The 24019-nt window shown below is 65.1% G+C and carries 25 protein-coding genes and 1 pseudogene; 10 read left to right on the plus strand and 16 right to left on the minus strand.

The window, feature by feature from the left end; all coding sequences use genetic code 11:
* Window positions 1–68: 68 nt before the first annotated feature.
* Window positions 69–1808 carry a methyl-accepting chemotaxis protein gene (locus F6X39_RS03990; RefSeq protein WP_187615640.1) on the minus strand — a complete coding sequence of 580 codons (1740 nt, stop codon included), beginning with the start codon at window positions 1806–1808 and terminating at the stop codon, window positions 69–71.
* 521 nt (window positions 1809–2329) lie between these two features.
* Here F6X39_RS03990 and F6X39_RS03995 point away from each other — a divergent pair.
* The gene (locus F6X39_RS03995) at window positions 2330–2833 is read left to right on the plus strand and encodes a flavin reductase family protein (RefSeq protein ID WP_187615641.1); all 504 of its coding nucleotides are present in this window, start codon (window positions 2330–2332) and stop codon (window positions 2831–2833) included.
* A gap of 20 nt (window positions 2834–2853) precedes the next feature.
* On the opposite strand, the gene F6X39_RS04000 is transcribed toward F6X39_RS03995, so the two are convergent.
* Complete coding sequence (locus F6X39_RS04000) at window positions 2854–3303, minus strand: hypothetical protein (RefSeq protein ID WP_187615642.1); 450 nt, start codon at window positions 3301–3303, stop codon at window positions 2854–2856.
* Window positions 3304–3431: 128 nt separating this feature from the next.
* On the opposite strand from F6X39_RS04000, the gene F6X39_RS04005 reads away from it, so the two are divergent.
* Complete coding sequence (locus F6X39_RS04005) at window positions 3432–3938, plus strand: PRC-barrel domain-containing protein (RefSeq protein ID WP_187615643.1); 507 nt, start codon at window positions 3432–3434, stop codon at window positions 3936–3938.
* Between the two features lie 80 nt (window positions 3939–4018).
* Here the strand turns inward: F6X39_RS04005 and F6X39_RS04010 are convergent, their stop codons facing one another.
* Window positions 4019–4258 carry a hypothetical protein gene (locus F6X39_RS04010; protein WP_187615644.1) on the minus strand — a complete coding sequence of 80 codons (240 nt, stop codon included), beginning with the start codon at window positions 4256–4258 and terminating at the stop codon, window positions 4019–4021.
* A 349-nt stretch (window positions 4259–4607) separates the two neighbouring features.
* Here F6X39_RS04010 and phaZ point away from each other — a divergent pair, with 349 nt between their 5' ends.
* Window positions 4608–5906 carry a polyhydroxyalkanoate depolymerase gene (phaZ, locus tag F6X39_RS04015; RefSeq protein ID WP_187615645.1) on the plus strand — a complete coding sequence of 433 codons (1299 nt, stop codon included), beginning with the start codon at window positions 4608–4610 and terminating at the stop codon, window positions 5904–5906.
* A 69-nt stretch (window positions 5907–5975) separates the two neighbouring features.
* Here the strand turns inward: phaZ and F6X39_RS04020 are convergent, their stop codons facing one another.
* From F6X39_RS04020 to F6X39_RS04030, 3 genes are all read right to left on the minus strand, one after another.
* Window positions 5976–6290 (minus strand): hypothetical protein, encoded by a 315-nt coding sequence (locus F6X39_RS04020; protein ID WP_187615646.1) that lies wholly within the window; start codon window positions 6288–6290, stop codon window positions 5976–5978.
* A gap of 137 nt (window positions 6291–6427) precedes the next feature.
* Window positions 6428–7174: an acetoacetyl-CoA reductase gene (gene phbB, locus F6X39_RS04025; protein ID WP_187615647.1), complete on the minus strand. Its 747-nt coding sequence runs from the start codon at window positions 7172–7174 to the stop codon at window positions 6428–6430.
* Between the two features lie 64 nt (window positions 7175–7238).
* Window positions 7239–7586, minus strand: coding sequence for a polyketide synthase (locus F6X39_RS04030; RefSeq protein WP_222945102.1), 348 nt, complete (start codon window positions 7584–7586; stop codon window positions 7239–7241).
* Window positions 7587–7791: 205 nt separating this feature from the next.
* Here F6X39_RS04030 and F6X39_RS04035 point away from each other — a divergent pair, with 205 nt between their 5' ends.
* Entirely contained in the window at window positions 7792–8631 is an 840-nt protein-coding gene (locus F6X39_RS04035) for a universal stress protein (RefSeq protein ID WP_187615648.1), read from the plus strand.
* A gap of 23 nt (window positions 8632–8654) precedes the next feature.
* Entirely contained in the window at window positions 8655–9158 is a 504-nt protein-coding gene (locus F6X39_RS04040; protein ID WP_187615649.1) for a universal stress protein, read from the plus strand.
* Window positions 9159–9226: 68 nt separating this feature from the next.
* Here the strand turns inward: F6X39_RS04040 and F6X39_RS04045 are convergent, their stop codons facing one another.
* Window positions 9227–9688: a universal stress protein gene (locus tag F6X39_RS04045; protein WP_184044907.1), complete on the minus strand. Its 462-nt coding sequence runs from the start codon at window positions 9686–9688 to the stop codon at window positions 9227–9229.
* A 320-nt stretch (window positions 9689–10008) separates the two neighbouring features.
* Here F6X39_RS04045 and F6X39_RS04050 point away from each other — a divergent pair, with 320 nt between their 5' ends.
* From F6X39_RS04050 to F6X39_RS04060, 3 genes are all read left to right on the plus strand, one after another.
* Complete coding sequence (locus F6X39_RS04050) at window positions 10009–10416, plus strand: response regulator (RefSeq protein WP_187615650.1); 408 nt, start codon at window positions 10009–10011, stop codon at window positions 10414–10416.
* Between the two features lie 16 nt (window positions 10417–10432).
* Window positions 10433–11215, plus strand: coding sequence for a helix-turn-helix domain-containing protein (locus F6X39_RS04055; RefSeq protein WP_187615651.1), 783 nt, complete (start codon window positions 10433–10435; stop codon window positions 11213–11215).
* A gap of 122 nt (window positions 11216–11337) precedes the next feature.
* Complete coding sequence (locus tag F6X39_RS04060) at window positions 11338–12438, plus strand: PAS domain S-box protein (protein ID WP_187615652.1); 1101 nt, start codon at window positions 11338–11340, stop codon at window positions 12436–12438.
* A gap of 33 nt (window positions 12439–12471) precedes the next feature.
* On the opposite strand, the gene F6X39_RS04065 is transcribed toward F6X39_RS04060, so the two are convergent.
* The 3 genes from F6X39_RS04065 to F6X39_RS04075 form a co-directional block, all read right to left on the minus strand.
* The gene (locus tag F6X39_RS04065; RefSeq protein ID WP_187615653.1) at window positions 12472–12942 is read right to left on the minus strand and encodes a universal stress protein; all 471 of its coding nucleotides are present in this window, start codon (window positions 12940–12942) and stop codon (window positions 12472–12474) included.
* A gap of 50 nt (window positions 12943–12992) precedes the next feature.
* Window positions 12993–13994, minus strand: coding sequence for a universal stress protein (locus tag F6X39_RS04070; protein ID WP_187615654.1), 1002 nt, complete (start codon window positions 13992–13994; stop codon window positions 12993–12995).
* 158 nt (window positions 13995–14152) lie between these two features.
* Entirely contained in the window at window positions 14153–15142 is a 990-nt protein-coding gene (locus F6X39_RS04075) for a zinc-dependent alcohol dehydrogenase family protein (RefSeq protein ID WP_184044913.1), read from the minus strand.
* A gap of 344 nt (window positions 15143–15486) precedes the next feature.
* Between F6X39_RS04075 and F6X39_RS04080 the strand changes: the two genes are divergently transcribed.
* On the plus strand, window positions 15487–15861 hold the full coding sequence (locus F6X39_RS04080; RefSeq protein ID WP_187615655.1) for a DUF3564 domain-containing protein: 375 nt from the start codon (window positions 15487–15489) through the stop codon (window positions 15859–15861).
* Window positions 15862–16085: 224 nt separating this feature from the next.
* Here F6X39_RS04080 and F6X39_RS04085 read toward each other — a convergent pair whose 3' ends face one another.
* From F6X39_RS04085 to F6X39_RS36520, 4 genes and pseudogenes are all read right to left on the minus strand, one after another.
* Window positions 16086–17504, minus strand: coding sequence for an FAD-binding oxidoreductase (locus tag F6X39_RS04085; RefSeq protein ID WP_187615656.1), 1419 nt, complete (start codon window positions 17502–17504; stop codon window positions 16086–16088).
* 139 nt (window positions 17505–17643) lie between these two features.
* Window positions 17644–19191 (minus strand): UxaA family hydrolase, encoded by a 1548-nt coding sequence (locus tag F6X39_RS04090; RefSeq protein WP_187615657.1) that lies wholly within the window; start codon window positions 19189–19191, stop codon window positions 17644–17646.
* Between the two features lie 48 nt (window positions 19192–19239).
* Window positions 19240–20529: an MFS transporter gene (locus F6X39_RS04095; RefSeq protein WP_187615658.1), complete on the minus strand. Its 1290-nt coding sequence runs from the start codon at window positions 20527–20529 to the stop codon at window positions 19240–19242.
* A 131-nt stretch (window positions 20530–20660) separates the two neighbouring features.
* Window positions 20661–20816: pseudogene (locus tag F6X39_RS36520) on the minus strand (mannitol dehydrogenase family protein); the annotation flags it as partial.
* Window positions 20817–21149: 333 nt separating this feature from the next.
* Here F6X39_RS36520 and F6X39_RS04100 point away from each other — a divergent pair.
* Window positions 21150–21860, plus strand: a complete 711-nt coding sequence (locus F6X39_RS04100; protein ID WP_187615659.1) for a FadR/GntR family transcriptional regulator — start codon at window positions 21150–21152, stop codon at window positions 21858–21860.
* On the opposite strand, the gene F6X39_RS04105 is transcribed toward F6X39_RS04100, so the two are convergent.
* Both F6X39_RS04105 and F6X39_RS04110 read right to left on the minus strand, forming a co-directional pair.
* Window positions 21857–22852 carry a LysR substrate-binding domain-containing protein gene (locus tag F6X39_RS04105; RefSeq protein WP_187615660.1) on the minus strand — a complete coding sequence of 332 codons (996 nt, stop codon included), beginning with the start codon at window positions 22850–22852 and terminating at the stop codon, window positions 21857–21859. The genes F6X39_RS04100 and F6X39_RS04105 overlap by 4 nt on opposite strands.
* The gene (locus F6X39_RS04110) at window positions 22852–24003 is read right to left on the minus strand and encodes a porin (RefSeq protein ID WP_187615661.1); all 1152 of its coding nucleotides are present in this window, start codon (window positions 24001–24003) and stop codon (window positions 22852–22854) included. Before F6X39_RS04110 ends, F6X39_RS04105 begins: the two co-directional genes overlap by 1 nt.
* Window positions 24004–24019 lie beyond the last annotated feature (16 nt).

Here is a 24019-nt window from a genome sequence, read left to right on the forward strand (position 1 = left end):
CCGCGGGGCTGGCACGCGCCGACGGTATGAATCGACGTCATCCAGCACCCTGAACCGGTCGGAATCGCTCAGAATTTCTGCCAGTCCGTCTCAGTCGCGGCGGCGACGACTACCGGACCTTCTGAAGAGGGGACTGGTCTCCTCGCAACCTTTGCCGGTGTTACAGCAGAGGATGGGGCGCGGTTCAGGGCCGTCCGTTGCGGTACTGCCGCTTGCGTCGTCGCTCGCGATGAAGCAGCCTTCTCGCCATCGACCTTGAAAAAAGCGACCGTCTTGCGCAGGCTTTCCGCTTGCCGGGCCATTGTCTGGGCTGCCGCCGACGCCTCTTCGACAAGCGCAGCGTTTTGCTGTGTGACCTGGTCCATCTGGTTGACTGCCTGATTGACCTGTTCGATACCGGTGCTTTGCTCGCTCGATGCCGACGAGATTTCGCCCACGATGTCGGTCACGCGCTTCACTGACTGCACGATTTCCTTGATCGCACCGCCCGCTTCTTCGACGAGCATCGAGCCTGCCTCCACCCGGCTGACAGAGTCCGAGATCAACTCCTTGATTTCCTTCGCGGCAGTCGCACTGCGCTGCGCGAGCGTGCGGACTTCACCCGCAACGACAGCGAAGCCCCGCCCCTGTTCTCCCGCGCGGGCCGCTTCGACCGCTGCGTTCAGCGCGAGGATGTTGGTCTGGAAGGCGATGCCTTCGATGACGCCGATAATCTCGGACATCGTGGCCGAGCTGGTGGAGATGTCACGCATTGTCTCGACCACGCGCCCGACGATCTCGCCGCCATGTTGCGCGACGCTCGAGGCGGTACCCGCGAGCGTGGCAGCCTGGGTTGCATTGTCCGTGTTGTGGCGGACCGCCGCAGTCAGTTCCTCCATGCTGGAAGCCGTTTCTTCGAGCGACGCCGCCTGTTGCTCCGTGCGACTCGACAGATCCAGATTGCCTTGTGCGATCTGCGCACTCGCAGTCGCGACACCTTCGGCGTTCTCGCGCACCTCTGACACGACCCGCACCAGGGCGTCGCACATGGCTTTCAGCGACGCCATCAGGCTGTTCGTGTCGCCGGGCCGCAGGGCGATACTGATGTTCAGGTCGCCGGCCGCCACGCTTCTGGCCACAGCAGCAGCCGTCGCCGGCTCCGTACCCAGTTGCCGCGTTACGCTACGCATCATCCATATGCCGATTCCCACGCCGATCGACACGGACATCGCCACGAAGAACAGCATCAGAGTTCGACCTTCCTCGTACACGGCATCGTTGGCTTCAGCTGTCCGTTGCGCGTCGGCCTGTTTCAGGGCAACCAGATTGCCCATCAGCACGAGGGTCTTGAAGCCTTTGTGGTGGTACTCGCCCAGCATGTATTCGGTCAGGCTGTCCCGGTCCCCTAACGCCGCCGCGTTGATCTTGCCTTTCATTTCATTGAAGGCCTGGATGTAGTCCTGCCAACCTTGATCGAGGTCGGCGAACGTAGCCTTGCCTTTGTCGGTATAGATGAGCGGCTCCGCCTGATTGAGGTGCTCACGTGACGAGGCAAAGGCCTTGTCAGCTTGATCGAGCGAGCCAGCCCGCTGGGCGGCCGTCGTGGCCAGAACCGCGTTGCGCAGATAGGTGCCGACTCGCAGTACGTCGGCGTTAGCCTGCTGTATCAGGTTGAGCCCGACAAGGTCCTGCCGATACGTCTTGTCTGCGTTCGCACTGATCTCCGCCATGTTGTGCAGGCCGATCCCGCTGACAACAGCGCTGATGATCGAAACCAGGATGAAAGCGCTGATCAGCTTGGCGCCGAGTTTCATATTGCCGAAATTCATAGTTCGCTTTGTTGAGAATGTAAGAACCCGAACGGATAAGCAGGTACATCACCGCTTTGGCGCCCGCTATAACACAAGGTCATACCGACGCGAAACGTAGTACCGGACATAACTGGTTATCGGCAATACGCTCTCATTCTTCAGGTGAATAGCGGGATCATCGCGAAGATTTTTTTACGTCCCTATAAGAGAACAGGAGTGCTCTATTTTGAGCCAATGAAAGTGCCAATCGGTGCACGCACTCGTGCCGGCCGCACTCGCCTGGTGCAAAGCTTTTGGTCGCCCCGAAATGCACGCTCTATGTCTTTAGGTAAATATAATATTTATCGTTTGCATAACCCGGTGATAGCCTGAATTCGTCCCACAGGCACGCACCGCGTCACGTCTGCTTCCGACGAACAACCGCGCTGAGATTCATTCTGTTTCGATATGTTTATATCGATTCAATATTTATGTTTTGCATCTTCGGGAGCAGGCGCACAGACGTGCAACACGCGACGAAATGTTATCCAGGAGGCCCTATGAGCAACGGGATCGCGCAGCTTTTCCGGCATTTGACTGCGGGTGTGTATGTGATCGGCGTAGCGGACGGCGAGCGCCGCAATGCGTTCACCGCAAGCTCGGTGATGCAGGTTTCGTTTGCACCGTTGCTGGTCGCGCTCGGCATCAGTCCCGAGCATGAGTCGTACGAACTACTGCGCAGCGGCGCGGTGTTCGCGATCAGCGTGTTGCGCGCGGATCAACAGAAGCTCGCCGAGCACTTCGGCACGCAGTCGGGCCGAGCCGTCGACAAGCTCGCGGTGGCTCGCTGGCGTACCGGCGTGACCGGCGCGCCGCTGTTGCTCGATGCGCTCGCGCATTTCGACTGCCGGGTGACCGGCGACATCGAGGCGGGAGATCATCGGCTGATAGTTGGGCGCGTCGTCGATGGCGCGCTAGCCGGCGCGGACGGCGAGCCGCTGATCTACGCGCAGACTGGCAATCTCGACATGAGCGAGGATCTTTATCCGGAGACGTTTTCGTAGTTGGCTGGCGTGCTGGCTGCTCAATGCCCGTGCCCGCCATGTCCTCCGTGCCAGTGGCCGTAATAGCCGCCATGGCCATGGCCACCGCCCCAGTAGCCTCCGATCACCACTGACGGTCCCCACCATCCGTAGTAGCCCGGCCATGAATAGCCATAGGGATAACCGTAATAGCCCGGATAACCGTAATACCCGGGATAGCCGTAGTAAGCAGGCGCAGGTACCGCGACGTACGTGCAATTCTGTCCCGACAACGGCAAGTCGTTTGGCGCCGCATTCGCGGCCGCCGTATCGCTCGCCGGCACAGGCGCGTTGCCAGACGATGCTTGCGCGGGGCCAGTGGCAGTGGCGCTGGTGCAGGCGTAATAGCCGCCGGCTCCCGGATAGTACGAGTAAGGACCGTAATAGACGCAGCCAGACAACACACATACGCCCGCCACGCCAGTGCATAGACCAACGATTCCACAACGCATGATCGCTCCCCCTATCCGGGCGCAGCGCAGCCGCTAGACACGGCGTGTTTTTATTCTAGTCTTCGAATCCGGTATCGGGTACGCGCCTTGCGAACGGCAGGTATTCCGTGGAAATCAGGAGTTTCGACATGAACCCGCTCGATCCTCTCGACCCGAACGCCTCCGCGACTCCCATACAGCCCAGCGCCGGCGCACGTATCGCCGGCGGCGGCGTCGGCGACGGTCCCGGACCCGAGGTCATGGCCGCCGCGACGCTCGACGGCAACAAGGTGATCTCTTCCGATGGCCAGGACCTCGGCAAAATCTCCGACATCATGCTCGACGTGCGCAGCGGCCGCATCGCGTATGCGGTGCTGACGGAGGGCGCTTTTCTCGGCATCGGCGGGACCTTGCACGCGATCCCGTGGCGTTCGCTGACGCTCGATACGGACCGCAAGTGCTTCCAGCTGGACGCCACGGCCGAGCAGGTGAAAAGCTCGCCGGGCTTCGACAAGGACCATTGGCCGGCAATGGCCGATCGCGCATGGGGGACGTCGGTCCATCAGTTCTATCATCGCGAACCGTACTGGGAAGCGACGCGCAGTGTCGTCGAAAGCGATCCCGCGACACGTGTCGATCCGACGAGCGGAATCTGAAGACACGCATCGCGACGCTCGAGCACCGCTACCTCGCACGCGTTGCCTGTTGCGGCGAGCACGCGAGGCGCGGTGCGCTGTTACACCCCGATGGTCCGCGTCGTCTTCAGCGCGATCCACGTCATGCCTTCGCGCAAGCCTTCGAGTACCGCCTCTCTTTCCACGGCGAACACCTGCGACTGATGCATGGTACGTTCGAAGTCACCCTCGGGCGACACATGTTTGACATGGATCGTCGACAGAAACCCGCCTTCCTGCGCCTCCCGCGTCTCGACGCTCACGGACCAGGTTCCTTCCTGCGCGTTTGCTGATATGGCCATTGGATTCTCCTCGGGGTTGTCGCGAGCGACTGCCATCGTCAGCGTAATGACCCGCAACGCCTCTCTCGTTGATCCACGTCAACCGTCGACACGAACCATGAGTCACGCTCGACGTCGTTCGCTTTCCCCGATACTTTCGGCTCCGTTTCAGAGGCACGCCATCGCGTGAAAACCCTGCCGGGAAAACGCGCAACGCCTCTTGCACGCGGCGTGCTTGGCGCGCCGCGTGCACCGATTTCGCGCCCCTCGCCCCAACGTTTCGCGGTAAGCTTTGCGACGGTATCCGCGTCACGAGTTCGTGCCGGTGCGGCAACGCTGCCCTCATGATCGACGAACGTCGGAGTTCATCATGTGGTACGCCTTCATCGATGCACAGCAACGCCTCGCGCGCGCGATGGTCGGGGGAGTTCTGTCCGAACCGGAGTCGGGGCCGCGCCCGCAAGCGGGCTGGCTCGGCCCGGAACAGGCGGCCGACGCGTTCAGCTACTGGCTGCTGAGATCCGCCTGCGCTTTCGAACGAACGCCGACATTCGCGATCCACTCCGTTGCCGGCAACGGTAGCCGCGTTACCGTCGACGAAAGCGTCGTCGCCTCCTTGCCGCTCGGCGCGCTGCTCAGGTTCAAGCGCAACCCCTCTACACCCCCTACCGACGCAAAACTGCCGGTGCTGTTGTGCGCGCCCCTCGCCGGACATCACTCAGTCATGCTGCGCGAGACCGCCGAAACGCTGCTCGAGGAACGTGACGTGTTCGTGACCGATTGGGCCGACGCGCGCGACGTACCGCGCGAAGCGGGCCCGCTATCGCTCGACGACTACGTGCAGGCGCTCGAAAGCTTCGTCGGCGCCGCCCGTGCGTTCGGTTCGCCGGTTCATGTGATCGCGATCTGTCAGGCGAGCGTGCCTGCGCTCGGCGCCGCGGCGCTGCTCGCCATGGACGAGGCGGCGCCGATCGCGAGCCTCTCGCTACTCGGCGGCCCGATCGATACCCGTTTGAACCCGACCATCACCGACCGCTTCGCCAGTTCCCATTCGCTCGAGTGGTTTCACGACCATGCGATCGATATCGTTCCGCCGCCCTATTGCGGCGCGGGGCGTCTCGTGTATCCGGGCTTCATCCAGCAGACCGCGATTTTTGCCGCGCATCCGGAGCGGCAGTTGCGACTCGAAGCGGATTACTGGTCCCGATGGCTCGCCGGCGACATGCCCGGTGCGCAGCAGGCGCTGCGCTCGGCAAACGAATATGCCGCGGTGCTCGACATGGCGGAGTGCTACTTCCTCGACATGCTTCGGGTGGTGTTTCACGAACATCTGTTGCCGCGCGGTCTGTGGTCGGTCGCCGGGCGCCGGGTACGAATCGCCGCGCTGCGCGATACCCCGCTGTGCACGATCGAGGGTGACAGCGACGAGATCACGGGCGCGGGGCAAACGCATTGCGCGCATGCGCTGTGCGATGCATCGCCGATGCGAGCCGCGCGGCAGCTCACCATCGAGCAGTGCAATCACTACGACCTCTTCATCGGGCCCCGTTGGCGCGATGCGGTTCATCCGGGGCTCTGCGAATTCTGGCGCGATGTCGAGCACGCCGCGTTGAAGGTTTGCCGGCCGCGCCGCGCGGCCAGGGGTTCGGCAAACCGCAGATCGGCGTGAGGTGGCCGGGGAAAACGTCAGCAGTCCGCATCTGACGAACGCCGAGCGTCACGTCACGACGCAAGTTCGTCAGCTCCCACGCTCGGTGCCGATCGCTGTTTCGAGGGTCATTTCCGCCACATCGAACGCGCGACGGATCGCCGCTTTGGCGTCGTCGTCAGTGCAGTGCGCGACGGGCTTGAGCTCGTGCGCGGGCGTGACCAGATCCAGCCTCACGTCATACAGCGGATGCGCCGATCCCGGACGCAACGCCTCGATGGCGAGATGGCAGTGCGACACGAGCGCGCCAAACCGCGCGAGACGCACCAGTTGCGCACCTGCTTCCGCTTCGAGCGGAGCGGCACCCGCAAAGCCAAGGTAGACGATCTGCATGTCGATGCCCATCTTCGCCTCCCCTTGCGAGTGTCGATCGAACCTGTTGCGCGCAGACTCAGGGTCCAGGCGCCTGCTATGGGGCTTATCCTGTTCTTGCCAGAAAGGCGGTCATTGACGTGGGTCAAGCGCGGTGAAGGCGAGCACCCTCACTGCATATGCATACCCCCGTTAACCGCAATGTCCGCACCGGTGATAAAAGCCGCCTCCTCTGAGCATAGAAACGCGATCAACGCCGCCACCTCGTCCGGACGTCCCAGCCGGCCGAGCGGAATCTGCGGCAGGATCTTCGTGTCGAGGATCTCGCGCGGCACCGCTTCGACCATCGCGGTCGCGAGATAACCGGGCGACACCGTGTTCACCGTGACGCCGTGCTTCGCGGTTTCGAGCGCAAGTGCCTTCGTGAAGCCGTGCACGCCCGCTTTGGCCGCTGAGTAATTGGTTTGCCCGTAGGCGCCGCGCGAACCGTTGACCGACCCCACGTTGACGATGCGACCGTGGCGCCGCTCGAGCATGCCGGGCAACAGCGGCTTGCTCATGTTGAACAGGCCATCGAGATCGGTGCGCAGCACGGCGTCCCAGTGCTCCTTGCTCATCTTCGCGAAGCTCGTGTCGTGCGTGATGCCCGCGTTGTTGATCAGCACGTCGACCGCGCCCAGTTCGGTCAGCACGCGCTGCGCGCAGCGCGCGCATGAATCGAAGTCGGCGATGTCGGCTTCGTACGCGTGAAAGTCGCGCCCCGTGTCGCGCTCGTGCTGCAGCCATGTCGACACGTGATCGTTGTGCGTCGAGTGCGTCACCGCGACCGTCATGCCCGCGTCATGAAGCGCCCGGCTGACCGCCGTGCCCAAACCGCCCATCCCGCCTGTGACCAATGCCACGCGATCCGTTCCCATCTGAACTCCTCCTTGCCGTGTCTGCCATTGACGGTGCGCGCGCCGGCCTTGCCGGCTCGCGCGGCTAAACGACGCCCGCGAACGGCAGCGCGTTCTGCGAGCTCCACCACCATGCGCTCAGGCCGCCCGCGAGCGGCGCGACGCCTGGCGCGATCCCGTACACCGTCTGCCACCCCGCATACCAGGCGGCGCAAGCGCGGTTGGCCTCGCCGAACCAGTCCGCCTCGCGCTGCGCGACGAAAGCGATCGACTTGCTCCAGTCGGCGAAGCACCGCTCAGCGTACTCGTGTGCCGCGCCCAGTGCGGTCCGATACGCCGCCGCGTAGTCGAGCCAGCCTTCGGGCGGTCCGGATGCCGTCGAGGTCCAAGGTGAAGCGGGGCGCCCGGGCGGCGCATCGGATTCGGAAATCATGATCGCTGCCCTCCAGAGCACAGCATAGGATTGCCAGGCGCGGTTGCAAACCGTCGAGCGCGCCTGCTACTGTAATTTGAGCGCGCGGCGGCCCCCGCTTGATCTGCATCAACAGCCGCGGCCGCCGGGCCCTTAGACTCCATTTGACGACGGGCTCGAGCCTGCTTGCGCCCGTTTCCCCACGTTCTGTCACGGAGCTTTGGCGATGAGCTACAAAAGCATTCTCGTTCACCTCGATACGAGCGTTCGTGCACATCCGCGCCTCGAAATCGCATTGCAGCTCGCACACCGCTTTCATGCGACGCTGACAGGCCTGTTTGCGACGTACGTGCCACCGCGGCACGCGTTCTTCGTGATGGCCGGCACCGCCGACTACTACGCGGAGCACGAGCGTCTGCGGCACGAGCGTGCCAGCGCGCTCGAGCGGCTGTTTCGTGCCGAACTCGCGCGCGCGAACGTCGACGGTCATTGGATCGCCGCGAACGGCTACGCGAACGACGTGGTGCCGCCCTATGCGCGTCTCGCCGATCTGATCGTGCTCGGGCAGACCGACCCGACCGACCCCGAGGCGTTCGTCGCCGAACAGTTCGTCGAGCACGTCGTGCTGTCGGCCGGGCGGCCGGTGCTGCTGGTGCCGTCGGGCGGCACCTTCGCGGCGCCCGGCCGCCACGTGCTGATCGCGTGGGACGGCAGCCGCGAAGCCACCCGCGCGATCCACGACGCGCTGCCGTTCCTCGCGCACGCGTCCAAAGTGACGCTGCTGACGGTTCATTCATCGGGCGATCGTCCGCCGCGCGACACGGTTCCGGGCGACGACATCGCACTCACCGTCGCGCGTCACGGCGTCAAGATCGACGTGCGCGAACTGAGCGTCGCGGACGGCACGCCGGTCGGGGACGCGCTGCTGTCGCAGGCGGCCGACCTCGGCTGCGACATGATCGTGATGGGCGCTTACGCGCATTCGCGTCTGCACGAAGTCGTACTGGGCGGCGCGACGCGCACGATGCTCGAGTCGATGACCGTACCGGTGCTGTTGTCGCACTGAAGTGCGCGCTTAAGGAGTCCGCCATGTTTCACCGCCTACTCGTCGCGCTCGATGGCAGCGACACCGCCTCCCGTGCGTTCGACGCCGCGCTGACCCTTGCCGCCGAATCGGGCGCCGAGCTGCAGCCGCTGTACGTGATCGATGTGCCCGTCATCGCCTACGACGCGCCCGGCTTCGACCCTTGCGTGATCCAGGACGCCTTCATCGAGGAAGGCAAGCGGATCGCGGCCGATGCCCAGAGCCGGATGACCGCGCGCGGGATCAAGGGCACGGCCCGCACCGTCGAAGCCGCGATCACCGGCGAAGACATCGCGCATCGCATCGTCGAGGCGGCGCTCGAATGGCACGCCGACGCGATCGTGATGGGCACGCACGGCCGTCGTGGTGTTCAACGACTGATGCTCGGCAGCGTCGCCGAGCGCGTGCTGCGCAGCGCCAGCTGCCCGGTGCTGATGGTTCCCGCGCACGCGAACGGCGCGACGCGCGATCAGTCAATCCCGGCCTGCGCCGAACACGAACTCACCTGAGCCGCGAAAACCAGGCTGCTGCGCGGCCGCTCCGACGCGATCGCGCCACGGCTGCGCGACGCGGCGCTTCAGGGCCGCGCGTGCCCGTGTTCGTCATGCCGCACGATCAGCACCGGCTTGTCGGTCGCACGCACGAGCGACTCGGCGACGCTGCCGAGCAGAAAGCGCTGCACGCCGTGGCGGCCGTGCGTGCCCATTACGATCAGATCGGCTTCGATTTCGTCGGCGACGCGCGCGAGCACCGCGGACACGCTTTCGGCGTACGCGTCGATCACCCGCACGCCGCCGGGCACCTGCGCCTCGCGCATCAGCTCGCGCGGCGCATCGAGCGCGCGGCTGGCGAATTCTTGCGCCGCGGCCGCCGGTTCCGGCTCGAAAGCCACATCGGCATTGTCCGACCACTTGCCGTGCCCTACCACGCAGCAGGCTTCGAGTGTGGCGCCCGTCAGCTTCGCGAGCTTCAGCGCCTCGGCAAAGGCGCGCTGCGCGCTGGGACTGTCGTCGAGTGCAACCAGAATTCGTGCATACATGTTGGACTCCCTGTGAAAGCGCTGGCATGAACCGAAGCGGTGCCGTCGCGTGTCCGCGCCGACAGTGTGAAGCGCGCGCCGCCGCGCGGCTTGACGCAGGTCAATGGGTCTTTATCGGCTTGTTCCGTGATTACTTAATCAACTGCATGCCTGCGACCTTCGAAGCCGTCACGTCGAAAGTAGCCGTGTACTCGCACTCGGCTACATACCCCATCGCCAGCCATGCACTAGGAATATTCCTACAACACTACCCGAACTCCTAGCGCCGCTTAAATCCCCGCCGATATATTTCTGAGATGAGGTCGCCAATACTGGTCAGTATGGACACCGCTCCGCCAGCCACCTTATCGAGAGTCTTCCTCGTCGACGATGCGACCGAGGTCCGACGCCGGCTTGCTTGCCTGATCGCGCTGATTCCCGGCATCGAAATCGTCGGCGAGTCCGCCGGCGTCGAGCACACGTTCGACGACATCGTCGCGAGTCGCGCCGATGTCGCGGTGCTGGACCCGTCCTTCTCGGGCAAGACCAATCTGCTGCTGCTCGCGGCGCTGTCGCGGGCGCGGCCGTCCATCGTCAGCATCGTGTTGACCAATCATTGCACGACGGCGTTTCGCCGAGCGTGCGAAGCGGCGGGCGCCGACTTCTGCTTCGACAAGACCTCGGAGTTCGAACTCGCCTGCCGTGCCATCGAAGCGATTGCCTATGCGCGTCATGCGCATCCGGTCTGACCGCGAGGAGCCGAGCATGCAAGTTGCCACAGTCTGTGAACCCCGCCACGACGCGCCCCGCACTTCGCACGGCGTACCGATCCACGTCGTGCCACGCACCGCGGCCACACGCCACGCCGTGCCGCGCTGCTCCACCTGCGCGATGCGCGCGATCTGCATGCCGCCCGAGCTGACATCCGACGAACTGAGCCGACTCGACACGTTGATCTGCTCGACGCGCTCGATCAAACGCGGTGATGCGCTGTATCGCGCGGGCGATGCGTTTCAAAGCATCTACGCGATCCGCGCCGGATCGTTCAAGACCGTGGTCATGCATCGCGACGGCCGCGAGCACGTGACCGGCTTCCAGATCGCCGGCGACTCGCTCGGCCTCGACGGCATCGGCGAGGGCAAGCAGAATTGCGATGCGATCGCGCTCGAAGACAGCGTCGTGTGCATCATTCCGTTCGCGCAGCTCGAGGCGATCTGTCGCGAGATGAAGCCGATGCAGCATCACATCTACCAGATGATGAGCAGCGAGATCGTGCGCGAATCGAGCCAGATGATGCTGCTCGGCACGATGACCGCCGAACAGCGCGTCGCGACGTTTCTGCTGAATCTGTCGAAGCGCTTGAAGGCGCGCGGCTTTTCCGCGGCGGAGTTTCATTTGCGCATGACCCGCGAGGAAATCGGCTGCTTTCTGGGCATGAAGCTCGAAACGGTGAGCCGGATGTTCTCGAAGTTCCAGCGCGAGCGCCTCGTCAAGGCGAACGGCAAAACGATCCGCATCGAAGACGCGGAAGGACTGGCTCGGGTTTGAACGCCGACGCGACGCTCGCCTCACGTTCGTTCGCGGGACATGCGGGGTGGAACAAGCGCTCCCGAACTGATATAACTCGGTGCGTTGCGGTGCGCGACCTTGCGTGACCACCCGGAGGAGCGATGGGTCTGTCGAGCGGCGAGTCTTCCTGCTTCACCGGTGCGGCGTCCTTGTCGGACGTGCCCGTCGAGGATCGCTATTTCATGTTGATCGATGCGGTTCAGGACTATGCGATCTTCATGCTCGACGTGTCCGGCCGCGTGACCAGCTGGAATCCCGGCGCACAGCGCATCAAGGGCTACACGCCCGAAGAAATCATCGGCCAGCATTTCTCGAAGTTCTATACCCCGGAAGACATCGCGGCCGGCAAGCCCGCCCGCGAACTGCAAATCGCCGCAGCCGTAGGCCGCACCGAGGACGAGGGCTGGCGCGTACGTCGCGACGGCTCGCGTTTCTGGGCCAACGTGGTCGTTTCCGCCGTGCACGACGCGTCGGGCGCGCTGCTCGGCTTCGCCAAGATCACGCGCGACCTGACCGAGCGTATGCGCCTCGCGGAACTCGAACGCGCGAATCAGGTATCCACGCACGTGCAGATCGCCCGCGAAAACGAGCAAAAACGTATTGCGCGCGAACTGCACGACGATCTCGGCCAACGGCTGACCGCGCTGAAAATGAGCGTCGCGCTGCTCGAAGCGAAGCTGAAAAACCATGCCGACACCGAGCCGCTGGCCGCGCAGACGCACGAACTGCAAAAGCAGATCGACTGGATGGCCGCTTCGCTGCGGCGTATCGCCGCCGATCTGCGGCCCCCGCTGCTCGACGACCTCGGACTCGCCGCCGCGCTCGACTGGCTGGCCGAAGACTTCACGAAACGCTACGACGTGCGCTCGAGCGTGCATCTCGAACCGGCCGAGCCGATATGCGGCGAATTCGCGGCGACGGCGCTGTTTCGCATCGTTCAGGAGGCGTTGACGAACGTCGCGCGGCACGCCAAGGCCAGCCGCGTACGCATCGACATGACCTGCGCGGGCCCCATCGTATCCCTCGATATCGAGGATGACGGCGTGGGTGTCGCGCTGGATCGGTCGCAGGGAACAGATTCATTCGGTTTGCTCGGCATTCGCGAACGCGTGCGGCAGTTGCGCGGCAACGTGTCGTTCACCAGCTCGCCGGGCCATGGCTTCAGGATCTCGATCCAGATACCGGCCGACGCGCTCGCGTAATGCTCACGCGCTGCCGCGCCCCGCTGTCGCGGGTTACTCTGCAGGCGCATCCTCGGTGCTTTGCTCGCGCATGAGCAGCACCGGACAGGTCGAGAAACGCAGCACCCGCTCCGCCACGCTGCCGATCACGAGGCGCCGCACGCCGCGTCGCCCATGCGTGCCTAGCACAAGCAGATCGGCACGGATCTGCTCGCCGTGGCGCAGCACGATCGCGGCGACGTCGTCGGACAGGCTCTCCGACTCGATCATTTCAGGGCGGCAAGGCACATCGGCGGCGGCGCAGGCCTGTTCGGCCTCCTCCAGCACCGATTGGCCGTCCTGGCGCAACGCCTCGACGAGCGTGAGCGGGTCGTAATAGCTGGCATAGGAAAAGAGCGGCGTCTTGTCGACCACATAAACCGGATGCACGACGCCCTTCGTCAACGCGGCGAGATTCACCGCTTCTTTCAGCGCGCGTTTCGAGAAAGTACTGCCGTCTAGCGCGACGAGGATATGTTGGTACATGCCGATTCTCCACTGAGGTTGGATTTGTCAACGCGCGTGGCGCGCTCCTGCTACAGATAAAAGGGCCCGCCCGGACTGCCCAGATACGGCTCGCGCCACTCGCCGTGCGGCACGTCGTCCGCCCGCAATGACGACGCGCCCCGCGGACACACGAGCACGGGACACGCCGCGTCGCGCAGCGTGCGCGACGTCACGTGCCCCGGCAACGGGTGCGGCGCGCCGCGCATGCCGTGCGAACCCATCACGATCAGGTCCGCGTGCCAGCGTTGCGCTTCGTCGAGAATCGCGCTCGACGCATCGCCGGAAGCATCGTCGAACTCGAGCAACGCGGTTTCGGCCGCGCGCCGGCTTTGTTCGAGCATCGCCGCGCCGCGCCGCAAGACATCGATTCGATGCTGCGACACGACTTCGAACGGTAACCATTCGCACCACGCGAACCGGTCGTCGGCCGCGTAGACGACCTTGATGCGCGCGTCGGGCGGCGCTACCGCGAGCGCGGTGCGCAGCGCGTCGAGCGCGGTGTCGCTGCCATCGATCGCGACCAGCACGCGGCTCACCGCCGAGGCATCGCTCGCGTCGGTCGACCTCGCCGGCATGTACAGCACCGGACGCCCGATCGACGCGACCAGTTCCTCGGGATCGATACGGCTGTCCCGGCGATGTTCACGCGGATGCGCGGCCACCGCGACCAGATCCGCGTCCCATTGCGTCGCCGTGTGGGCGAGCGCTTCGGCCGCGCCCTGATGCAGCGCGGTGAGATCGACGATCTCGGCGTCGCTCGCCGCGACGACGCCGTGCAACGCGATCACCGCGTCGCGCAGCGCGGCCTGCGCGCCGTGCAGCATCGCGCGATGCGCCTCGCACCAGTCCGGATAGCTGAGCATCAGCGTCGGATAAAGCGCGGCAGGATTGCAAACGATATCGACGAGACGAAAGCGCGCATCCGCCGCGACCAACTGCCGGGCGACGCGCGTGCCGAGCGGCAGTCCGCTGCCGCCCGCGGACGCGATCATCACGCGGTGGAAGGTGTTGCGCTCGGCAGCAGTGTTCATCGGCTCTCCTCGGATCGTCGCACCGCGAGGCGGCGCGCCGACCGCGTCGCTTCACACCTCGGCCCGTGACGGGGACGCCAGCGGTTCGCGCTTACATGATGAACGCCGACGCGGCGCGCGGCTTGATCTGTATCAAGCGCCAACGGCTCGCTAGCGGATCACGGGCGGACCGCGAGCACGGCCGCGCCGGTCAGGTTGCCGTTGCGCAGATCGTCGAGCGCGCGGTTCGCGTCGCGCAACGCGTAAGTCGTGGTCTCGATCGCGAGCTGCATCTCGGCGGCGCTGCGCATGAACTGAAGCCCATCGTCGCGGGTCAGATTCGCGACCGACACCACCCGCCGCTCGCCCCACAGAAACGCGTACGGGAACGACGGAATGTCGCTCATATGAATGCCGCCGCACACCACCACGCCGCCTTTCGCGACCGCCTGCAACGCCAGCGGCACCAGTGCGCCGACCGGCGCGAACAGCAGCGCGGCGTCGAGTTCGCCGGGCGGTGCCTCGTCGCTGCCGCCGGCCCATGCCGCGCCGAGGCGCAGCGCGAGTTGCTGGGCCGCGTGGTCGCCAGGGCGCGTGAACGCATAGACGGTGCGCTGCTGGTGACGCGCCACCTGCGCGACGAGATGCGCGGCCGCGCCGAAACCGTAGATACCGATCCGTTCGGCGTCGCCCGCCATGCTCAACGTGCGATAGCCGATCAGACCCGCGCACAGCAGCGGCGCGGCCTCGATATCGCTGTAGTGCGGCGGCAGATGAAAGCAGTAGCGGCTGTCGGCGACCGTGCGCTCGGCGTAGCCGCCGTCGATCGTGTAGCCGGTGAAGCCAGCGTCGTCGCAGAGATTTTCACGGGCGGACAGACAGTAGCGGCAGTGGCCGCAGGTGCGCCCGACCCACGGCACGCCGACCCGCTCGCCCACCGTGAAACCGCTGACGCCCGCGCCCAATTCGGCCACCACGCCGACGATTTCGTGGCCGGGAATCACCGGCCGCTTTGGATGCTCGAGCTCGCGGTCGACCAGATGCAGGTCCGTGCGGCACACGCCGCACGCATGAACGTCGATCAGGATCTCGCCGGCACCGGGCCGCGGATCAGGCACTTCCCGCTCGGTCAGCGTCGCCGAGCTGCCGTCGAACACCATCGCTCGCATCGGGTTCTCCTTCAGATGCTTCGGCGGCGACAAGCTGCCGTCATGGCAGACAGCGAGGCGCGCGCCGTTCTCATCAGCGTAGGCGCGCCATTGTGTCGCGCGATCGGCCCGCGCCGTAGACCGTTTGATCGAAGTCAATGAGGGCGGTTTCGCCGCCCGTACACTGATCTTATTCCTGATACGGGAGTGCGTGCCGTGATTGCGCGAATCCGAAACTGTCTGCTCGTGTGCTCGGCGTCTGCGCTGACGGCCGGCGTTGCCTCGATGCGCACGCAGCGGGCCCGCTGCCGACGCGCGATGGCGCCGGCAATGCGAATCAGTCGTATACATTGCGGAGACATGTCATGCGTTTGACTGTTCATCTCGACGCGTTCGATCGTGTCAACCCGATGGCCTTCGCCATTCTCTGGCTCGACAAGGACACGCGGCAATGGTCGCGCGAAGGTCATTTCGGGCTCGAGTTGCCCGAATGGGGCGCGTTGCATATGGATTGCGGCAATACGCTCGTGTGCGCGCCGCATAGCTCCGCGCCGGTCTGCGTGCTCGAGGGGCTCGATCTGAATCAGCTCGACGGGCCGTTCGAAGGCGAGGTCGGCCGCGTGCAGTGGTGCGCCGAGCACGGCCGCATCCTGGTGGGCGGCCACTGGCGCGTGCAATGCATCGACGTCGAACGGACGGCACCGGAAAACGGCGTATTCGTAACCGGCGAAGACGCCTGAATCGGCACGGCTCCGGCGTACCACGTCGCCGATGCCATGACGCGCCGCCGGATATTTCCGTGAGTACGCTCGCAACGATGCGATCGCACTGCGCCCCGCCGAATTCGAACACGTCGCGCTCGGCGAGATCGAGTGCCTAAGCAAGCGACTCGCGCAACATGCTGCGCGCGTTCCCGAGCGGCTGAAAGCGCCGTGGCTGCGCACGCAGATTCGCGCCGCGCACACTACATCGCGATCACCTTGCCAGGGTTCAGGATATTGTGCGGATCGAGCGCGAGCTTGATCGCCTTCATCGCGGCGAGTTCGGCCGGCGAGCGTGACAGGCCGAGCACGCCCAGCTTCTCCTCGCCGATCCCATGCTCGGCCGATACCGAGCCGCCCATTTCCCCCGTCAGTTCATAGACGACGCGCTTGACGTCGTCGATGGCCTCGTCGGTCCAGCCAGGTTCTTGCACCACTACGTGCAGATTGCCGTCGCCGAGATGCCCATAGACGAGGATCGTCGCTTGCGGCCAGCGCGCGCGCAACCGCTCGTCGCAACGCTGCGCCGCGTCGCCCGCCTGCGCGACCGCGAAGCTGATGTCGAACGAGACGCGTCCCGGGATCAGGCGCGGATATTCGGCTGGCGCGTCGCGAATCGCCCAGAACGCCGCGGCGTCCGCGTCCGATTGCGCGATTGCGGCGTCGGCGATCACGCCGGCGTTCAACATGTCGGCGAGGAATTCCTCGACAGCCGCCGACTGCCGTTCCGGGTCCGCGCCGCAAGTCTCGAGCAATACGTAGTAGGCGTGATCGCTCGCGAGCGGCACGCGCAGTTCGGGCAGGCGTTGCCGCACGAAGTCGCAATAGCTCGGCCACATGACCTCGAACGCGGACACGCCGGCCGGCAGCCGCTCCTGCGCGCGGCCGAGCAGCGTGGTCACCGCCGCGTAGTCCGGCATGCCGCACCATGCGGTCGAGATCGCGCGCGGCTTGGCCCGCAGGCGCAGCACCGCGCGCGTGATGACCGCGAGCGTGCCCTCGCTGCCCGTCAGCAGGTTGCGCAGGTCGTAGCCGGTATTGTTCTTGATCATCTTGCGCTCGCCGCCGATCACGCTGCCGTCGGCGAGCACCGCTTCGACGTCGAGCACCTGGTCGCGCATCATCCCGTAGCGGATCACGCGATTGCCGCCCGCATTGGTCGCGATGTTGCCGCCGATCGTGCAACTGCCGCGCGCGCCGAGGTCGAGCGCGAACATGAAGCCTGCGTGATCGGCCGCTTCCTGCACGACCTGCAGCGGTGTGCCCGCGAACACGGTCATCGTCGCGCTGACCGGATCGATGTCGATGACGCCGTTCATCCGCTCGACGCTCAGCGCGACCTCCCCGCCAAGCACGCAGGCACCGCCCGCGTGCCCGGTCATGCCGCCTTGCGTGACGACCGGCTGCTGGAATTGATGGCAGATCCTGAGCGCGGTGGCGACCTCTTCGGTCGTGCGCGGGCGGATCAGCGCGATCGGATCGGTCGATGGCGTGCCGCTCCAGTCCGCGAACTGCCGCCCGCCAAATTCGGCCGGCAGGCTCACGATGTCCGCGCCGAGCGCCGCGCGCAGCGCGGCGACGGCTTCGTTACCGCGGGTCGCGGAGACCGGTTCGTGCTGCATCGGATATCTCCAGTTCGTCAGACGGGCAGAGCCGCTGCGCGCGCTTCACGTCGCGGCCTGAATAAAGGCGGCGTTCCAATTGCATCCTCCAGTGCGTGATCCATCCGGCTATTCGGTCGTGTCGCTGCAATGCACCCGCTCAGGTCACCACGCCGACCTGCCACGGCACGAACTCGCTTTGCCCATAGCCGTGCAGCTCGCTCTTCGTGCGCGTGCCGGACGCGCAGTCGAGCATCATGCGAAAGATCGCTTCGCCGAGTTCGTCGATGCTCGCGCTGCCGTCGATCACGCCGCCGCAATTGATATCGATGTCGTCCTGCTGGCGCTCCCACAACGCGGTGTTGGTCGCCAGCTTCAACGACGGCGACGGCGCGCAGCCATAGGCGGAGCCGCGCCCGGTCGTGAAGCAGATCAGGTTCGCGCCCGAGGCGACCTGTCCCGTCGCCGACACCGGATCGTAGCCGGGCGAATCCATGAATACGAAGCCCTTCGCGGCGATCGGCTGCGCGTATTCGTAGACGTCGACCAGATTCGTCGTGCCGCCCTTCGCGACCGCGCCGAGCGATTTTTCGAGGATCGTCGTCAGGCCGCCCGCCTTGTTGCCCGCCGATGGGTTGTTGTCCATCGCGCCGCCATTGCGCGCGCAATAGTCCTGCCACCATGCGATGCGCGCGAGCAGCTTGTCGCCGACCGCGGCGCTCACCGCACGCCGCGTCAGCAGATGCTCGGCGCCGTAGATTTCCGGCGTCTCCGACAGGATCGCGGTGCCGCCGTGCCGCACGAGCCGATCGACCGCGGCGCCGAGCGCCGGATTCGCGGAGATGCCAGAGTAGCCGTCCGAACCGCCGCACTGCAGACCGACGCATAGATGCGAAGCCGGCACCGGCACGCGCTGCACGCGGTTCACGTCGGCGAGCATCTCGCGCACCATCGCGATACCGAGTTCGATCGTCTTGCGCGTACCGCCGCTGTCCTGGATCGTGAAGCTGCGCAGCTTCGTCGTGCTGGCGTCGAGACCGCCCGCGGCGAGCACACCGTCGATCTGATTCGTCTCGCAGCCTAGCCCGACGAACAGCACCGACGCGAAGTTCGGATGCAGCGCGTAACCGGCCAGCGTGCGACGCAGGATCGCAATGCCCTCGCCTTGCATGTCGATGCCGCAGCCGAGCCCGTGCGTCAAGGCGATCACGCCGTCGACGTTCGGATAGTCGGCGAGCGCGTCGGGACGCACGTCGCGCCGGAAATGATCGGCAATCGCGCGCGCGACCGTCGCCGAGCAGTTCACACTGGTCAGAATGCCGATGTAATTGCGCGTCGCGATGCGGCCGTCGTCGCGGCGAATGCCCATGAAATGCGCGGGTTCGTCGACGTAGACGGTCGGCTGCGCATCGACGCCGAACGCGTGCTCGCGCGCGAACTCCGACATGCCGAGATTGTGCGTGTGGACATGCTGGCCGCGCGCGATCGCCTCACGCGCGACGCCGATGATCTGGTTGTAGCGCTTGACCGGCTCGCCTTGCGCGATGTTGCGCGTCGCGATCTTGTGCCCCGGTGGAATCAGTCCGGCGACGACCAGTTGTTCCGCCTCGATGCGCGTGCCCGGCAGCAACTGCCGGGTCGCGATGATGACGTCGTCGCCGGGATGCAGGCGGATGATCGCGGACGTGACGCTAGCTTGAGTCGACATGAAAAGCCTCGAAAACAGGGTTATCCGTATGCGTTGACACAGAATACGTCAGATCGTGGAGCGCGCGCCCTTCGGCAGATCGCGGCTTTCCGATTCCAGCGACAGCGGCTCGATGCGTCCCACGATGAAAAGATAGCTAAACGCGCCGAGAAAGCAGAAGCCGCCCGCGACGACGAGCGGGATCGTGAACGAGCCCTTCGTCATTGCGACCATCACGCCGGTGAACGTCGTGATCACGATCCCCGCCAGATTCGACGCAAAGTTCTGGATGCCGCCGATCGACGCGACATGGCGCGGTGTCGGCGCGACATCGCAGGGCAGCGACCAGATGCTCGCCGCGGCGAACGCGAGGCTGCCATAGGCGATACCGAAGAACGCGAGCATCAGATACGTGTTCTCCGTGAACGCCGACAGCGTGATCACCGACGACACCAGCATGCCGCCGACCATGCAGGTCTTGCGCGCAGCCGTCAGGCTCCAGCCGCGCCGGAACAGCGCGTCGGACACATAGCCGCCGAGCCAGCCGCCCGGAATCGCGATCAGCGCCGGAATCATGCCGAGCGTGCCGAGCGATTTCAGCGAGAAGCCGCGCGTCTGCACGAGATAGCTCGGAAACCACGTAATGAAGAAGTAGATCACGAAGTTCAGGCAGAAGAAGCCGAGCATCATGCCCCACAGCGTGCGATGGCGAAACAGCGATGCCCACGTCACGTCGTCCTGCCCGCCTCTCGCTCGAGCCGCCGGCGCAGCGTTGCGCGCGGTCTCCATCGCGTCCTGCACGGGATTCCGATAGATCACGAACCAGCCGACGATCCACACCGCGCCGAGCAAGCCGGTGAGGACAAAAGCAGCCTTCCAGCCGAGCGTGCCGATGATCAGCGCGACCACGGGAATCGACAGCGCGGAGCCGACCCGCGAGCCGCTATCGAAGATGCTCGTCGCGATCGCGCGCTCCTTGGGCTCGAACCATTGGCTGACGAGCTTCGCGCAGGACGGATACGCGCCCGCCTCGCCGACGCCGAGCAACAGGCGGCAGCCGAACATGCCCGCGACGCTGGTCGTGACCGCGGTGGCCGCGGTAAACACCGACCACCACCCGACCGCGAGCGGCAACGCGATGCGCGCGCCGACGCGATCGACGAACCAGCCGAACGGCATCTGCATCAACGCGTAGGTCCAGAAGAATCCGCTCAGGATGAAGCCCATCTCGGCGGGGCCGATGCCGAGCGCCTTTTCGATTTGCGGCGCGGCGACCGCGAGATTCGCACGATCGATGTAGTTCACCGCGATCGCGAGAAAGCACAGAAAAATCACTACCCAACGCATCTTCTTCTTCATGAAACCGTCTCCTCCTGGGCTGGCATCTACTCTATTTGGATGAACCATGCGGCCTCGTGGCCGCCGGTGTGCTGCCGGGGTGTGCTGCCGGGGTCTGCTACAGATCTACTGCGGATTTGCGGCCCGCGTCGTTAGCCGTCGTGCGTGCACGCGGCAAGCGCCACGCTTAGACGCGGTTGCTCGACACGCACGCCAAGCTCGCGCGCGAGTTCGATCACCGGCTTGAAACGCCGCTCTTTCTTTTGCTCGTGATTGCGCGCGATGTCGGCGAGCCGATGATCGAGGAACCGCCGGCATCGCGCGTTCGGCGAGCCCGAGTTGGCCGGGTTGTTCGCAAATGACAGTCTTCATCGTCATGGAGAAATTGATCGGGTATCGGGATGCGGAGCGACCAGCAGGGCTGCACGGCTGGCGTCTCCGTGGCGTCAATCCGGCCTTACCAATTTGCGAAAATAACGGCGAGTGCGATACTGGTCAAGCCAATTCGCACGAAGTTGGGGAAACCCCGAACGCTGTCGCCGCGCCGCCGAGCGCGCACGATTTGCGCGCCGGGCGCTTCGATCTACAATCGGCGCTCGCCTTATGGGGCTTGCACAAGCTACATCGCCGGGAATCGTTTCGTGACCACCAGACCTGCCGACACTCGCCGCCTCTATCTTCAGATCGCCGAAAAATTGCGCGAGCTGATCGCTCAGCCGGAGTTCGCGCCGAACGGCCGCCTGCCGCCCGAGCGCGCGCTGGCGGAGACGCTCGGCGTGTCGCGGCCGTCGGTGCGTGAGGCGCTGGTCGCGCTGGAACTGGAAGGGCTCGTCGAGATTCGCATGGGCTCGGGCGTCTACCTGTGCGCGACGCCGTCCGCGCAGAATGATGCGTCGCTGTCGCAGGCCGAACTCGGCGATAGCCTGCTCGACATCCTCGGCGCGCGCTGCCTGATCGAAGGCTCGATCATCGCGAGCGTCGCACCGTTCTGCAAACCGAAAGATCTGAAGATGCTGCGCGCCATCTACAGCGAGATGGAGCGCGAAGTAAAGGCCGGCAGAATTCCGGTCGCGGCCGATCGCGCGTTCCATCTCGCGATCGCGCAAATGTCCGGCAATGAGGTGCTCGTGCGCACCGTCAGCTCGCTATTCGATGCGCGGCATAGTCCGCTGTCGGAAAAGCTGCGCGGCCACTTCGAGAACGAAACGACGTGGGGCGCCGTGCCCGACGAACATCTCGTGATTCTCGAAGCGCTGGAAGCGCATGATGCGATTCAGGCGCAGGCGGCGATGCAGCGTCACTTGAAGCTGTCGTTGGAGCGGGTGATTGCGGGGGGGCAGAAGACGCCTTAGGCGGTGGTGTGACTGTGAACCAGCGTCGGCGTTGTTCTGCTCTGCGGCTTCGAAGTGCCCTGTGATGGCGCCTGCGCCGCGCAGCCCACCCCAGCCTGCGCGAACGCTTCGGCGAGAAAGTCCACGCACACCTTCACCTTCGCCGACTGCGCAAGACGTTCGGGAAATACGGCCCACACGCTGGCGGGCTGCGTGAGCTCGGGCAGCACGCGCCGCAGCCTCCCTTCGTCGAGCAAGGGCTGCACGTCCCAGATCGAGCGCAGCACGATGCCGCGCCCTGCCAGCGCCCATTGCACTGCGGCCTCGCCGTGATTCGTCGAGAGCGGACCCGTCACTTTCACCGCGACCGTCTTGCCGCCCGCATCGAGACGCCAGACGCCGAATGGGTGATCGCGCTCCTTGATCGCGAGGCACGCGTGCGCCTCCAGATCCGCGACGGTTCGCGGCTCGCCGTGCTGCGCGAGGTATGCCGGCGAGGCGCAAAGCACGCGATAGTTGGTTGCAAGGCGCCTTGCAATCAGGTGGCCAGCGATCTCGTCGCCGATGCGCACGTCCAGATCGAAGCCTTCGCCCGCCACGTCCACGACGCGATCGAACAGGTCGAGCCGCACACCCAGTTGCGGGTAGCGATCCGACAAGGCTGCCAGCGCCGGTGCGACGAACTTGCGGCCGAAGCCGAAGCTGCTCGACACGCGCAGCGTGCCGCGCGCAACGCGCCGCGTGCTGGAGACGTCTTCGACGAGCTGCTCCATGTCGTCGAGGATTTTCTCGGCCCACGCGAACACGCGCTCGCCCGCGGCCGTCATCGCCACGCGGCGCGTCGAGCGGTGCAGCAAACGCGTGCCGAGGCTCGCTTCGAGTATCCCCACGCGCTTGCTCACATACGCCGCCGAGGCGTCGAGCGCATCGGCGGCCGCGCTAAAGCTGGACTTGCGGGCGACCATGCAGAACACCCGCAGGTCGTTGAGCTCAGGGGAAGCAGGAAGTTTCATCAGAACGAGTGGCGCATGCCGATGCGCACGTCGGCTTGGGTGGTCGTCGAAGAAGGCGTGAAGCTGTAGCCGATCACCGCATCCACACCGTTCGACGCCTGCAGCCAGTCGCCCGAGATGTACACGTCCGTGCGCTTCGAAAGCAGGTAATGCAGACCCGCAGACAGCTGATTCCAGTGGTGGCCGTCGAAGTGCGTGTATTGATAGCCGCCCGCGAAACTTGCCGCCGGCGTGATCTGCCAGTTCGCACCGCCCTCGGCCACCAGCATGTGCTCGCTCTCGCCAAACGCCTTGATCTGCGTGTACGTGAAAGCACCCATCAGCGTGACCTTGTTGATGACATAGCTCGCGCCCACGCCGAAGGCACCTTGCCTGTCGACCGGAAAAGGCGTATCCGCATACAGCGACGTGACGGCGCCCGTGGCAGGATCGACGCTCACCGTCGGCCTGCCGAAGAACGTGCGCACGCCGATCATGTTGTACGGGTCGAACGCATAAATGCCCGACGGGTTGTTCAGCTGCGTATAGGCGGTGCCCATCGAGAACTGGCCGTGCTGATACTGCGCGCCGACGCTCCACGCGCTGCCCCTGTGAAAATCGCCAGGCGTATTGCTGAACGAGTACATGCCGCCGAACTGAAACCCGCCGTACGTGCTCGACATGAACTTCACGGCGTTCGGCAGATGGTCGCCGTTCATGCGGTCGAAGTCACCCTGGTTGATGGCGTAGCCGCTTGCCCACGCGGCCGCGTTGTACTGGTAGACCATTTCCCGCGTCATGTCGAACTGATTGCCGAACGTGAGTGTGCCCCAGTCGTTCTGCAAACCCACGTAAGCGGCGCGACCAAAAAGCGAGCCGCCGTTCGAGATTTGCCCGTTACCCAGGTGAAAGCCGCTCTCCAGCTTGAACACGGCCTTCATCCCGCCGCCCAGGTCTTCGGTACCCATCAGGCCCCAGCGGTTCGCGTAAGTCACGCCGTCGTCGAACTTGACCAGATGCGAGCCACCCGCGTTGGAGACGTAGGTGATGCCCGCATCAAGCACGCCGTAAAGCGTGACACTGCTTTGCGCGCGCGCGGCCACCGGGAGCAAGGCGAGTGCGAGCACCGCCGTAACGAATACGGTGGGCCGCAATTTCTTCGTCTGATTCATGTTGTAGTCGTTGTTG

This window comes from Paraburkholderia sp. UCT2 (assembly GCF_014397665.1).
GTDB classification, from domain to species: domain Bacteria; phylum Pseudomonadota; class Gammaproteobacteria; order Burkholderiales; family Burkholderiaceae; genus Paraburkholderia; species Paraburkholderia tuberum.